Origin of the sequence: Pseudomonas sp. MSSRFD41 (assembly GCF_014230245.1) — a bacterium.
Classification (GTDB): domain Bacteria; phylum Pseudomonadota; class Gammaproteobacteria; order Pseudomonadales; family Pseudomonadaceae; genus Aquipseudomonas; species Aquipseudomonas piscis.
Map to the genome: position 1 here is coordinate 37,814 of NZ_JACKZK010000017.1, position 14,851 is coordinate 52,664.

The 14,851-nt window shown below is 66.5% G+C and carries 1 protein-coding gene; it reads left to right on the top strand.

Annotated features, from left to right (window positions below; genetic code table 11):
* The first annotated feature begins 721 nt into the window (after nucleotides 1–721).
* A complete protein-coding gene (locus tag H7A76_RS22790) occupies nucleotides 722–14,641 on the top strand; it encodes an amino acid adenylation domain-containing protein (RefSeq protein WP_312026267.1) in 13,920 nt (4,639 codons plus the stop codon).
* Nucleotides 14,642–14,851 lie beyond the last annotated feature (210 nt).

A 14,851-nucleotide genomic window follows, 5' to 3' on the forward strand; every position in this document is an offset into this window, starting at 1 on the left:
AGCCGCTTTGGCGTGCACCATCGTTCGGGGGCAGCGCGAGCCTGTCCCGGCTGTCCGGGAGTCGAGGCTAGGTTTGAAGCCGGCTTGAAGGTCAATACCTTTGGTCGGTCCGTCTCGGCCTGTGTCGCCGGGCGTCATGACGCCCCTATGCCGGACAACGCATGGGGTATGGAGTTGCAGTCCGATAGCGGCCCTTGAGTTCGTCGCCACACTGCAATTGCGGGCGCCGGGTCGATGGCGTTCGGGCCTGTCGGTGCCAAGTCCGTGGATCGAGGTTTGACAGCTGACCTGTTGCTACTACGCTCGTACCGTCGTCTTGCGGCAATCGACCCGGGTCCGCAGGACCACGGCGAAAACAACAAGGTCATTGATCACGCAAGGTATGCATCGTTGCTGCTGGCAAGCCTCGGACAGTCACTGTTAAAGGGAATTACTGTGTTCAGGAACACGGATACGTCGGCCTTGCTTCTCGCTGAACCTCCATCGAACCCATGGCTGGAACCGGGGTGGCCTTGCGCATCCGTGCTCCCGGGCAGGCGCCTGTGGGATCGTCACCCGCGTCCCCTGGAGGACGATTAGCCGCTCGCGCACCCCCGCACGAAATCGATTCTTCATTTGCCTGAGCCCGTGGCCGGCGCTCCCATGAGCCTGTCCCGCCGACGGGATGACACGGATAAAAGCTGCCGGGCCCGGTGGCCGAACCTGACAGGGAAGTCGCGCAGTGTCTGACAACAACTCGACCAATGGCGGCCCTCGGGGCATGTCGCAAGAGGGGCGGCCTGGTGACCAGGCTTCGGAAGCAGCGATCATCGCCGGCTGGAACGCTACGGACCACCCATACCCGCTGGACCTGTGCCTGCACCAGTTGATCGAACAACAAGTGCTGCGTAGTCCCGACGCTGTGGCCGTGGCGTTTGCCGACCAGTGCTTGAGCTTTGCCCAGTTGAATGCCCGGGCCAACCGTCTGGCTCACTACCTGCGCGAACTGGGAATCGGGCCCGACAGCCTGGTGGGCGTGCAGATGGAGCGCTCGCTCGAGCTGATGGTGGCCTTGCTGGCAATCCTCAAGGCCGGTGGCGCCTACTTGCCGCTGGACCCTGGCTATCCGCAGGAACGCCTGGCATTGCTCATCGACGACGCCTCGGTCAGCGTGGTGCTGACCCAGCGGCGTTTTGCCCAGCGACTGGCCGAACACGCCGTCCAGGCCTTGTGCCTGGATGACCCGCAGAACCAGGCGCTGCATGCCAGCGAGGCCAATCCCTCGCTCATCAACAGTCCCGCCGACCTGGCCTATGTCATCTACACCTCCGGTTCCACTGGCCGCCCCAAGGGCTGCATGTTGCCGCACAAGGCCATTTGCAACCGGCTGCTATGGATGCAGCGCCATTACGCCGTGGGGCCGGATGAGCGGATCCTGCAGAAGACTCCCTTCACTTTCGATGTGTCGGTCTGGGAGTTGTTCCTGCCGCTGCTCAGTGGCGCCTGCCTGGTCATGGCCCGGCCCGGTGGCCACCAGGATGCCCACTACCTGGTGGAGATCATCAAGGCGCAACGGATCACTATCTGCCACTTCGTGCCTTCGATGTTGCGCTTGTTCCTCAAGCATCCGGCGGTGGGCGAGTGTCGATCGTTGAGCAACGTGTTCGTCAGCGGCGAGGCCCTGACCCACGATTTGCTGCTGCTCTACCGTTCACTGCTCCAAGCCCGGTTGCACAACCTGTACGGCCCCACCGAAGCAGCGGTAGACGTCACCTGGTGGGTCGCCGAGCCACGGGCCGACCGGCGCGTGCCAATCGGACGGCCCATCGACAACATTCGCATCCATATCCTCGACGCCGGAACCACGGCGGTGCCCATCGGCCAGACCGGTGAGTTGTGCATCGGTGGTGTCGGCCTGGCCCGGGGGTATCTCAATCGACCCGAGCTGACGGCGGAGAAATTCATCCGCGATCCGTTCTGCGACGAGCCCGATGCTCGCCTGTACCGCACCGGCGACGAGGCACGTTTCCTCGATAACGGCGAGATCGAGGTGCTGGGGCGCTTCGATTCCCAGGTCAAGCTGCGCGGCTTGCGCATCGAGCTGGGCGAGATCGAAACCACCTTGAAGAGCCACCCTTCGATCAGCGATGCGGTGGTGCAGGTCCAGGATGCGGGGTCGGAGGACCCCAAGCTGGTGGCCCATGTCGTTGCCCAAGGGTTGGACAAGAAGGCCGTGCGCGATTTCATCAAGTCGCGCTTGCCGGAATACATGACGCCGAACCGGGTGCTGTTCGTCGAGCAGATTCCGGTCACCGCCCATGGCAAGGCGGACCGCAAGGCACTGCTCGAGGGTCGCAGCGGCCCCGCAGCCGGTGCCCAGGCATCGACGCTGGATGTCCAGGCGCTGGCTGCCTGGCTGCAAGCGCACTTTTGCCAAGCGCTGGAACTGACCGAGCTGGCACCTGACGACGATCTTTTCGACCAGGGCGCGACCTCCTTCACCCTGGTGCAGGCGATCCACAGCATTCATCAGCAGTATCAGGTCACCTTGCCGGTGCAGGTGCTGCTGGAGCGACCGACCATCGCCGCCATCATGGCCTATATCCTGGACGACAAGGGGGGGCTGGCGGACTCGCCAGCGCCGGCAACGACGGCGCCAGTCTCGTCCACCCATGGCGCGTCCGGATCGGAGCCAATCCCGCTGGAACCGGTGAGCTTCGATCCTGCTGCCTATCTGCGCACTACGCAGGTTGCGCCCGCCGACCGCGAGCAACTGGGCCAGCTGTTGTCGTTGCTGCGCGAAGTCTCGTTGCAAGGGCAGGGCAAGTACCTTTATTCATCGGCCGGCGGCCTCAATGCCATCCAGTGCTACCTGTACGTGGCCCAGGGGCGGGTCGAGGGCTTGCCGGGAGGCGCCTGGTACTACCAGCCACGGCTCAACCGGCTGCTACCGATCAGCGTGCCGGCCCATGACGTGCCTCAGGACCCGCAACTGGCCGGGGCCGATTTCGCGCTGTTCCTGGTCGCCGAGATGGCCGCCATCGAACCCATCTACAACCATGCCGCGCCGGCGCTGCTGGTCCTGGAAGCGGGGTACATCGAGCAGCTGCTGCTGTCGCGCCAGGCAGGACTGGGCCTGGCGCTGGCCCCGGTACAGGGTTTCGAGGTTGCGCCACTGCGCCAGTTGTTCGCCTTGCAACCCAGCCACCGGGTCCTGCATTGCCTGGTCCAGGGCAGCTCGGCTGCCAGCGCGAGCCTGGTGCCGGGAGCTGCATTCGGCGATTTCCTGAGTGCCAGCACCAACGGTTTCGACTTGCCGGGCCAGGCAGCGTTGGAGCAGTTGCACCAACAGCAACGGCAGATTCGTCGCGACTTGCCGGAGCAGGGCGAGCAGGTCATCGAACTGCCTTGCCTGGCGATCAGTGCTGAGGCGCTGCGCCTGCGTGCCACCAAGCGCCAGTACGCCGAGACCCCGCCGAGCCTGGCGCAATTGAGCCGCGTCCTGGGCATGCTGCGGGCCGCCGCGGACGGCGCCCATCTGTATCACGTCGACTCCAGCCTGGAGCTGAAGATCTACCTGCAACTGACCGCTCCGGCACCCCGGGAGGCGGGGCAGGAGCCCTGGCTGCCTGCCGGTATCTACCGCTACCACGCCGCCAGCCATGCCCTGAGCCGCATCGGCGAGGCTGACCCGCAGTTGTTCAATGGCAGCTACACCCCCTTCAACCGCAAGCATGGGCAACAGGCCCGGCTGCGGATCTTCATCATCGCCGGCCAGGCGCCGGCCCATGGTGCGGACAGCCGGTATTTCAACCTGCTGCAAGCCGGACGGATCGGCCAGTTGCTCCTGGAAAGACAAGGCGAATTCGATATCGGGCTGTGCCCCATCGGCTCGATGTACTTCGATAAGGTCCGCGCTGCCTTCGCCCTGGACGAGGGCGACGAGCTGCTGCACAGCTTCGTTGGCGGCACCGTGATCCAGCAAGTGCCCCAGGGCTGGCCGCGTCTCGAAGTGGCGGGCACCAGCACCGCGGAGCCTGATGAGCCGCTGGCGATCGTCGGGATCGGTGGCCGCTATCCGGGCGCCGCCGACGTCCGGGAGCTGTGGGATAACCTGAGCGCCGGGCGTTCGTCCATCGCCAGCGTCAGCGCCGGTACGCTATTGCATGGCCAGCAGGCGGCAGCCGCCGGGCCGCATTGGTCGGTGGGAGCCTTGGCCGACAAGCAGCTGTTCGATCCGCTGCTATTCAATATCACCCCCGCCGAAGCCAGGACCCTGGACCCCCAGGAGCGCCTGTTCCTGCAAGCGGCCTGGCATTGCCTGGAGAACAGCGGCCATACCGCCAGCAGCCTGCGCCGCAGTGCCGGGCGGGTCGGGGTCTTCGTTGCCGCGATGTGGGGCGATTACCAGCACCACCAGCCCGGCGCGCAAGGCCAGCGGGCGAGTTCCTTGCATTCGGCGATTGCCAACCGAGTTTCATTCTTCAACGACTTCGATGGTCCCAGCGTAGCCTTCGACACCTCCTGTTCCTCGGCACTGACCGCCCTGCATTTCGCCTGTGCGAGCATCCGCCAGGGCGAGTGCCGGGCAGCGCTCGTCGGTGCAGTGAACCTGATCAGCCACCCCTCGCACCTGGAGCTGTTGAGCTCCCTGGAGCTGCTGTCCGCGGAGGGCCAGGCCCATCCGTTCGGCCTGCACGCCAATGGCTGGGTGGCGGGCGAGGGCGTCGGCGCCCTGTTGCTCAGGCCGCTGGCGGACGCCAGGCGCGACGGCGACCAGATCCTTGGCCTGGTCCGCACCACGGCCATCGGCCACAGCGGCAGGACGCTGCGCTACGGTGCTCCAAGCACCGACAGCCAAGCGGCGTCGATGAGCCAGGCATTGCGCCAGGCCGGGCTGGACGCCGAGGCGATCGGCTACGTGGAGGCCGCCGCGCCGGGCGCCAGCCTGGCCGATGGCGCCGAGTTCGCGGCCATCGCCAAGGTCTTCGGCCAGCGCCAGGGCGATACACCGCTGCCCGTGGGATCGATCAAGGCCAACATCGGCCACCTGGAGTCGGCCTCGGCGCTATCGCAGATCACCAAAGTGCTGATGCAGTTCAAGCACCGGCAATTGGCGCCGACCCTGGGGTGCGCGCCCCTGAGTCCCCTGGTGGCCATGGAGCACGGCAAGCTGGCCATCGTCGACAGCCTGCGCCAGTGGCAAGGGCCGCCGCGAGCCTTGATCAATGCCTTCGGTGCCAGTGGCTCCGCTGGCCACCTGATCCTCGAGGCGCCGCCGCCGGCCGATGCCAGGACGCAGCTTCGCGGTCCCTGGCTGTTTCCATTCAGCGCCGCCAGCGACGAACAACTGCAGCGGCTGCTGGCGGCCTTTGCCAGCGATCTGCAGGCTGGCCGCCTGGATGAGGCCAGCCTGGGCGACATCAGCTATACCCTGTGCGTGGGCCGGGTCGCCCTTGGCCATCGCCTGGCGCTGGTGGCCGAGAGCACGGCGCAATTGCTCGAGCTGCTCGGGGCTGGCACGGGTTCGTCGTTGCTGCGTGGAACGGCGGGCCGGGAAGTGCGGCCGCCGGTCAGCGAGGCGGATTTGCAAGGACTGGATCGCCAGGCCCTGGAGGCCGTCGCCAGCCGTTGGGTCGCAGGCCAGGTCGACTTGCAGCAAATTGCCCGGCATGAATGCCGGCGCGTGGCCCTGGCGCCGTATCCCTTTGCAGGCCTCGATTGCCATATCGCCGCCCCCGCCAGCAGCGAGCTGGCCGCGCCCGCCCGCGACGACAGCCTGCAAGCGGCGCTTGAGAGCTATCTCAAACAGCATTTTTCCAAGGTCTCGGCCATTGCCGAAGGCAGCCTCGACAGCCAGGAGAGCTTCGACCGCTACGGCTTGACCTCGTTGATGATCACCGAGCTCAACCAGCGCTTGGCGCAAGCTTTCGGTGAGTTGTCCAGCACCTTGTTCTTCGAATACCAGAGCATCAGGGCCCTGGCGTCCTGGTTCGCCACCGAGCATCCGGCGCGCAGCCGCCAGCTGCTCGGGCTACGGGAGCCGGCCAAGGCTGGCACGCAGATCGCCGGCAGCGAGCCAAGGTCCGCGCCCGAGCGGCCGCCGGCGCAGCAGGATCAACCGATCGCGATCATCGGCCTGGCCGGGCGCTTCCCCGGGGCGCCCGATGTGGAGAGCTTCTGGGACAACCTGAAGAATGCGGTGGACAGCATCAGCGAGATTCCCGCCGAACGCTGGCAGAACCAGTACTACTACAGCCAGGACCGCGGCCAGAAAGGCAAGATCAACACCCAGTGGGGTGGTTTCATCGACGATGTCGATCGCTTCGACCCGTTGTTCTTCAATATTTCCCCGCGCGATGCCGAACGCATGGACCCCCAGGAGCGGATCTTCCTGGAGACCGCCTGGCACACCCTGGAAGATGCGGGCTACGACCGCGCCGCGCTGCAACGTCACTACCAGGGCAACATGGGCGTGTTCGTCGGCGTGATGCACGGCGAGTACCTGCTGTATACCCGCTCCACTGCCAGCGACTGCACTGACGATGCGGTCGATGCCTCGTTCGGCTCGATCGCCAATCGGGTGTCCTATGTCCTGGACTGCAATGGCCCGAGCATGGCGGTGGACACCCTCTGCTCTTCATCGCTGACGGCCTTGCACCTGGCGGTACAGAGCCTGCGGCGGGGTGAGTGCCGAGTGGCCCTGGCCGGGGGCGTCAACCTGTCGTTGCACCCGAACAAGTATTTCATCCAGTCGCAGTTGACCATGTCTTCCAGCGACGGACGCTGCCGCAGTTTCGGCGAAGGCGGCGACGGCTTCGTGCCTGGCGAAGGCGTCGGCGCGGTGTTGCTCAAGCCGCTGGCCGAGGCCCAGGCCGATGGCGACAACATCCACGCGGTGATTCGTGCCACCTCGATCAACCATAACGGCAGGACCCACGGCTACACGGTGCCCAGCCCCAACGCCCAGGGCGCGATGATCGCCGAGTCCCTGGCCAAGGCCGGCATGGATCCACGGGAACTCAGCTACATAGAGGCCCACGGCACCGGCACGGCGTTGGGCGATCCGATCGAAATCAGTGGCCTGCAACAAGCCTTCGCCCAACGCAGCGCCGCCTTGGGCCGGCCGCCGGTTGCGGCCCGGCACTGCGCGCTGGGCTCGGCCAAGTCGAACATCGGGCACTTGGAGTCGGCCGCGGGGATCGCCGGGGTGGCCAAGGTACTACTGCAACTCAAGCATCGGCAGTTGGCGCCATCGCTGCATTCGCAACGGCTCAATCCGGCGATCGCCTTCGCCGAGTCACCGTTCCATATCCCGCAGCAACTGCAAGAGTGGCGCCAGCCGCGGCTGGATCTGGACGGTAGCGAACGCGAATATCCGTTGGTCGCTTCCGTCTCGTCCTTCGGTTCCGGCGGCTCCAACGGGCACGTGATCATCGCCCAGTACCAGGCCCCGGAGCGCTCGCCGGCCCTTGCCGGCCAGCCTGCGATCATCCTCTTGTCCGCGCGGACGCCGCCCCAGCTGCTGCAACAAGTCGAGCGTCTACGGCAATGCCTGCAACGTCGCGCCCTGGAGGGCCAGTTGCCGCGTCTGGATGACCTGGCCTTCACCCTGCAGCAGGGCCGCGAGGCACTGGAGTACCGCCTGGCGTTCAGTGCCACGAGCATCGATGAGCTACAGCAGCGCCTGGCCCAGGGCCAAGCATTGCTGGCCAGCACGCCTCAGTGCTCGGGGTGCTTCGACAACCTGTACCTGGGCCGCGTCCAGGAGAACAAGGCGGCGATGGCGGTGCTCGCCCATGATGAAGACATGGCGGCGACGCTAGTGGCCTGGGCCGACAAAGGCAAATACCAGAAACTGCTGGAACTCTGGGTCAAGGGCCTGGCGTTCGACTGGACACTGCTCGGGGCCGCGCCGGGGACGCTCCGGCGGATCAGCCTGCCGGGGTATCCCTTCGCCCGCGAACGCACCTGGGTCCGTGGCGACTTCCAGTTCCCGCCCCAGGCCCACCGGGGCGAGGCCGGGCACCTGCATCCGTTGTTGCAACGCAACGTGTCGGACCTGGCGCAGCAGAAGTTCACCTCGACATTCACGGGTGACGAATTTTTCCTGCGTGATCACCGGGTGCGCAAGCAGAGGGTATTGCCCGCGGTGGCTTACCTGGAAATGGCACGCGAGGCCATCAGCCAATCCCTGGGTGAGCAGGGGGCCGCTCCCCTGGCCCTGTGCAACCTGGTATGGGCGCAACCGCTGGCGTTCGACGAACAGGGCGGCGAGCCGCTGGGGGTCGAGATCCTGGTGGACAGCCTGGACCCGCAGCGCCTGGGTTTCCAGATACGCGCGCCGCAGGGCCAGGCGCTGTACTGCCAGGGCGAGGCGCTGCTGCAGGGTATACCCGAGCCACCAGCGTCGCTGGCGGCGTTGCAGGCGAGTATCCAGGAGCGAGGCCTGGACGCCGACGCGCTGTACCGCGCGTTCGACAGCGTCGACATCCACTACGGCCCCAGCCACCGGGCGGTAAGCCAGTTGCACACCGGTGCCGGACAATTGCTGGCGCAGATCGAACTGCCGCAGTCGTCGAGGGCAGGGCATGGGTCGTTCGTCCTGCATCCGAGCCTGATGGATGGCGCCCTGCAAGCCACCGTCGGGCTGCTCCTGGCCAAGCGGCTGGAGCAGGGCCAGGCGGCGCCGTTGCAGACCACCCGAGTGCCTTTCGCATTGGCCGGGTTGTGGCAGAGTGGGGCGGCGCTGGGGGAGCGGATATGGGCCTGGGTGCGTGACGCCCGGCAGGCGGTGGATGTCGGTCAGTCGAGCTTCGATATCGATATCTACAACCAGCAGGGCGAGCATTGCCTGGCCCTGCGGGGTTTTGTCCTGCGGGAGCTGAAGGCGCCGTCGGCCCTGCAAGGCTTGCTGGACGATCGCGCGCAGGCCGATTGGTACCTGCTGGAAAAATGGCAGCGTGTCAGTGTGCCAGTTCAAGCGCCGGACACCGGACGGTTACTGGCGATCGCCCATGACGTGGATGGCCAGCGGCAGTTGGCGGCGCGTTATCCGCAGGCCGCCGCGTTGCTCCTGGACGGCAGCGAGTCCATCGAGACCCTGGCCGCGCGGTTGGCCGAGCTGGGCCCGTTGGAGCAGGTGCTGTGGCTGGCGCCGAGCGAGGCACAGCAGCCGAGCGGCGTCGCCGGCATGATCCACGCCCAGCAGGCTGGGGTCCTGGGGTTGTTCCGCTTGCTCAAGGCGGTGCTGGCGATGGGCGGCGACAGCCAGCCGCTGGCCTGGACGCTGATCACCCGCGCCACCCTGACGGTGTTCGATCAGGCCAGCACGCTGCACCAGGCCGTCCATGAACCGGTGGCGCCAGCCCATGCCAGCGTCCACGGCCTGGTCGGCGCGATGGCCAAGGAGTACCGCCATTGGCGGATTCGGCTGCTGGACCTGCCGGCCGGCGACGCTTGGCCGAGCCAGGACCTGTTGGCATTGCCCGCCGACCCGCAAGGCGATGCACTGGCCTGGCGCGACGCGGCCTGGTATCGACCCAGCCTGGTGCCTTGCCTGCCCCCCCAGGCCGCTACGCTCGAGGACCCCTATCGCCAAGGCGGGGTCTACCTGGTGGTCGGTGGTGCCGGTGGCATCGGCCGCTGGTGGAGCGAGCAATTGATCCGCAGCCATGCGGCGCAGGTCATCTGGATTGGGCGTCGTGAACAGGACGACCCGATCACCGCGGCCATCGACCAGCTCGCCCAGCTGGGCCCGGCGCCACGCTACATCAGGGCCGATGCCGGCAATCATGCCGCGCTGCAACAGGCCGTGGCGCAAGTGCTGGCCGAGCATGGGCCGATCCATGGCGTGATCCACGCCGCGCTGCAGCTCGAGGATCGAAGCCTGGCGCGCATGCAGCCTGGGGAGTTCGCCGCCGCGCTGGCCGCCAAGGTCGACGTCAGCGTATGCCTGGCCGAGGTATTCGAGCATCAGCCGCTGGATTTCATGCTGTTCTTCTCCTCGTTGCAGAGCTTCACCAAGTCCCCGGGCCAGGGCAACTACGCCGCCGGCTGCACCTTCAAGAACGCTTTCGGCCGCTATCTGGGGCAACGCCGCAGCTATCCGGTGCAGGTCATCAACTGGGGCTACTGGGGCGAGATCGGCTCGGTGGCCGGCGAGGACTATCGGCGGCGGATGGCCGGCCTCGGGCTGGGTTCGATCGACGGCGAGTCGGCGCTGCAAGCCCTGCGGGTGCTGCTTGCTGGTGTGGCCGAAGGCCAGGCGCCGAGCCAGTTGACCTTCCTGCGTGCCGCACGCAGCCTCGGTGAAACCTTCGGCCAGCTGGCACTGCCGGCCCCTGCCGGCGGCCCGTTGGGGGAATACGCCGAACTGCGCCCGGCGGCCTACCCCTCGTTGCTCCCGCGGATCCAGGACCGCCTGCGTCCGGACAGCCAGCAGGTGCGCGGCGTGGTGGCACAGGTGCAGGCGCACAAGGCGCTCATCCATACCTTGCAGTTGCGCCTGCTGCAGGCCCAGCTCGAGCGCTTGGGCTGCTTCACTTGTCCGGGCGAATCGGCCATCGATATGCAGCAGCGCTGCAAGCTGTCGCCGATGTACCAGCGCTGGCTTGCCAAGAGCCTGGAAGAATTGGCGCAGCATGGCTACCTGCGGCTGGAGGACGGCGTATACCACGACACCCAGGTGCGGCCGGTGGCACTGGAAGCGTTGTGGCAAGAGTGGGCCGGGCACCAGCCGGCCTGGCTCGAACACGCCAGCCTCAAGGCCGAGGTATTGCTGGCCGAGGCGAGCTTGCAGGCCCTGCCGCGGATCCTCGATGGCCGGATCCCGGCCACCGACATTCTCTTTCCCGATGCCTCGATGGCTCTGGTCGAGGGCATCTACAAGCACAATCCGCTGTCCGATTTCTTTAACGAAGTACTGCTCGACGCCGCCTTGGAGTTCGTCCGCGGCCGCCTGGAGCAGGCGCCGCAGGTGCCGATCCGGATCCTCGAGGTCGGTGCCGGCACCGGTGGCACCAGTGCCCGTGCCTTCGAAAAGCTGCGGCCGTTCCAGGAGTGGATCGCCGAATACTGCTATACCGATGTCTCCCAGGCGTTCCTCAGGCACGCCCGCCAGGCCTATGGCCCGCAAGTCCCGTACCTGGCCTGCCAGCTGTTCGATGTCGACCAGCCAGTGGCGGTCCAGGGTATCGAGCCAGGCACCTATGACCTGGTGATCGCCACCAACGTCCTGCATGCAACGCAGGATCTGCGCCGGACCCTGAAGAACGTCAAGGCGCTGCTCAAGCACAACGGCCTGCTGATGATCAACGAGATCGCCGGCAATGGCTTGTTCACCCACCTGACCTTTGGCCTGCTCAAGGGCTGGTGGCTGTTCGATGATCCGCAGCTGCGCCTGCCCGGCGGTCCGGCGCTGGCTCCCCGGCAGTGGAAGCAGGTCCTGGAAAGCGAAGGCTATCGCCAGGTGCTGTTTCCGGCCCTGGCCGATCACGACCTGGGCCAGCAAGTGATCATCGCCCGAAGCAATGGCGTGGTCTGGCAGGATCGCTGCGAGCCCCTGGCAAGCGGCGCCGGCACTGCGGCGCGCCCGTCACCCAGCGCGGCGCCAGCGCCATCGCCAGCGCCAGCATTGCCCAGGCCGCTCGACGCGCCATTGGCGGTGGACGACAACCAGCTCAAGGCGGGCATGATCGACCACCTCAAGCAGGTCATCGGCGGGCTGTTCAAGATCGCTCCGCAAGAGATCGACGCCCGTGAAGCGCTGGAGACCTACGGCATCGATTCGATCCTGGTGGTGCAGCTCACCAACTTGCTGCGTGACCAGCTCGGTGGGGTCAGCAGCACGCTGTTCTTCGAATACCAGACCGTCGAGGCCCTGGCCGGGCATTTCGTCGCTACCCAGAAAGAACGCCTCAAGTCCCTGTTGGGCCTGGACCAGGCCGCGCCACCGCCGGCTCCCGCCGCCGGAACGAGCGGGCAACCTATCATGCCGGGCAAGTCACGCTTTGCCTCGCCACCGCCCGTCCAGCCCCCACCCGGCAGGCCCGGCACCGATGTGGCCATCGTCGGCCTGGCGGGACGCTACGCCAATTCGGCCAACGTGCGCGAGCTGTGGCAGCACCTGAAGAACGCCAGCAACTGCATCAGCCAGGTACCGCGGGAGCGTTGGGACTGGCGCCAGTATTTCGACCAGGTTCCCGGTACTCCCGGGCGCATCTACACCCCTTGGGGGGGCTTCATCCACGAGATCGACAAGTTCGACCCGTTGTTCTTCCATATCTCGCCCCGCGAAGCCTTGAAGATGGACCCCCAGGAGCGCCTGTTCCTGGAAGAGGCCTACCAGTGCATCGGCGATGCCGGCTATACCCCGGCGCGCCTGGCCGAGGGACAGCGGGTCGGAGTGTTCGTCGGTGTGATGAACGGCACCTATAACCGACAGTCCAGCTACTGGTCGGTGGCCAACCGGGTGTCCTACCAATTCAACTTCCAGGGGCCGAGCCTGGCGGTGGACACCGCCTGTTCCTCATCGCTCACGGCTATCCACCTGGCGCTCGACAGCTTGCACAGCGGCGTCAGCGACTGTGCGCTGGTCGGCGGGGTCAGCCTGCTGGTCGATCCAGTGCACTACATGGGCCTGAGCGAAATGCAGATGCTCTCCAAAGGCCAGCGCTGCAAGGCGTTCGGCGCCGACGCCGACGGATTTGTCGCGGGCGAGGGGGTAGGCGCCTTGTTGCTCAAGCCGCTGGCCCGGGCCGAGGCCGATGGCGACCGGATCTACGGTGTGATCAAGGGCAGCATGCTCAATGCCGGCGGCAAGACCAACGGCTACACCGTGCCCAACCCCCTGGCCCAGGCGCGCCTGGTGAGCGATTCACTGGCCCGCGCCGGCGTCGCCCCCAGCTCCGTGAGCTATGTCGAAGCCCATGGCACCGGCACCGCCCTGGGCGACCCGATCGAGATCGCCGGCCTGGCGCGGGCGTTCAATGCCGGGGCGGGCACTGCGCGCGCTCAGTACTGTGCCATCGGCTCGATCAAGTCCAACATCGGCCATTGCGAAAGCGCGGCCGGTATCGCCGGGATCACCAAGGTGCTGCTGCAACTCCAGCATCGGCAGCTGGTGCCGTCGCTGCACGCCGATGCGCCAAACCCGGAAATCGATTTTGCCGCCACCCCCTTCAGGGTGCAGAAAACCCTGGCCGAGTGGCCCCAGGTCCAGGTCGAGGTCGGCGGTGTGCTCAAGGCGGCGCCGCGCATCGCCACCGTGTCGTCTTTCGGCGCCGGTGGCGCCAATGCCCACCTGGTGATCCAGGAGTACCAGGAGCAACGGCCAAGGCCCGCCATGGTCGTGGACGAACAGCGCCCGGCGATCATCCTGCTGTCGGCCAAGAGCCGCGAACAATTGTTGCAGCAAGCCCGTTCGCTGCTCGACGAATTGGCCCACGAGGCAGTGCAAGGGGCTGGCTTGCCAGCGTTGGCCTGCACCCTGCAACTGGCGCGCGAGGCCATGGAGCAGCGCTGTGGATGGCTGGTCGGTTCGCTGGCGCAATTGCAGGAACGACTGCACGACTTTATCGCCAGCGGTGCCACCCAGGCCCGCACTCGGGCCAAATCCGCCACGCCGTTGCCCGGCCCGGCGCTTGGCCACGACATGCACCGGGCGGCCAGCCAGGCCGCCCTCGACGCCTGGTTGGCCGGTGCCGACCTCGACTGGCGGCAGATGTATCCGCAGGGCCGTCCGGCGCCCCTGAGCCTGCCGGGCTACCCCTTCGCCCGCGAGCGATACTGGCAGGCTCCCGCGGCCCGGGAGCTGCCTGTCAGCAGCGGCGAAACCCACCTGCATCCGCTGCTCCAGCGCAATGTATCGGACTTGCATGGCTTGCGTTACCTGACCCGCTTCAGCGGTACCGAAAGCCTGCTGGCCGAGCATCGTGTCAACGGCCAGGGCGTGCTGCCCGGGGCGGCGATGGTCGCGATGATCCAGGCGGCGTTGACCGCAGCCCTGGGCCGCGCGCTACCCGCCGGCCAAGCGTTGCTGGTTCGCGACCTGGCCTGGCACCAGCCGTTCAGCGTCGAAACCGCCGCTGCCGGGGAGCTGTTCCTTGAGGTGCAAGCACAGGCGCAAGACCAGTACCGGGTCGGCCTCTATTCCTACGATCATGCCGCCCAGTTGCAATTGCATTGCCAGGCGCAGGCCGCCCTTGGCGCGGTCCCGGCGCCGTCGCTGGAGGCCGCCGGCGGCGCTCCGCGGACAGTGGATATCCAGGCCTGCTATCGCTGCCTGGCCGCCATGGGCATCGAGTATGGGCACAGCCATCGTCGCCTGTTGACGCTGGCGCGCTGGGACGACCGAGCCTTGGCCCGGGTGGCCCTTGAGGACCCGGCGGCGAACGCGGGCTTCGCCATTCATCCAGCCTTGCTCGATGCCGCTATGCAAGGGGTCATGGCCTTGTTGCTGGATGAGCTGGGCGAGCGACCACCGCTGCTGTTGCCCGACAGGGTGGGGCAGTGGGTGCTGCTGGCCGACTGCCCGGCAACGTTGCAGGTACGAATTCGTGATGCCGAGCGCGATAAATGCTCGCCCCTTAGTGAGATAAACGAGGCAAAAAATTTTTGTACAGACTGCAATGGAATTGCATTTCTGGCTCTAGCTACGTGACACGCGACGAATATTTGGATGGGTATAGTCTTGAAAGCTCAAGTCGGTCGCTTGGGGCGCTGCTTGATATCGGGATATCCTTCCCTCCCCTCGACCCAGTTCCGAACAAGCCCCCGGTACCTCAACCACTCCTTGCGAGGCCCCGGCAACAGGTCACCTGGGGGTACTCCGGCTTCTGCTTCTTCAATAGCGTCAGACTGCGCAGCGACT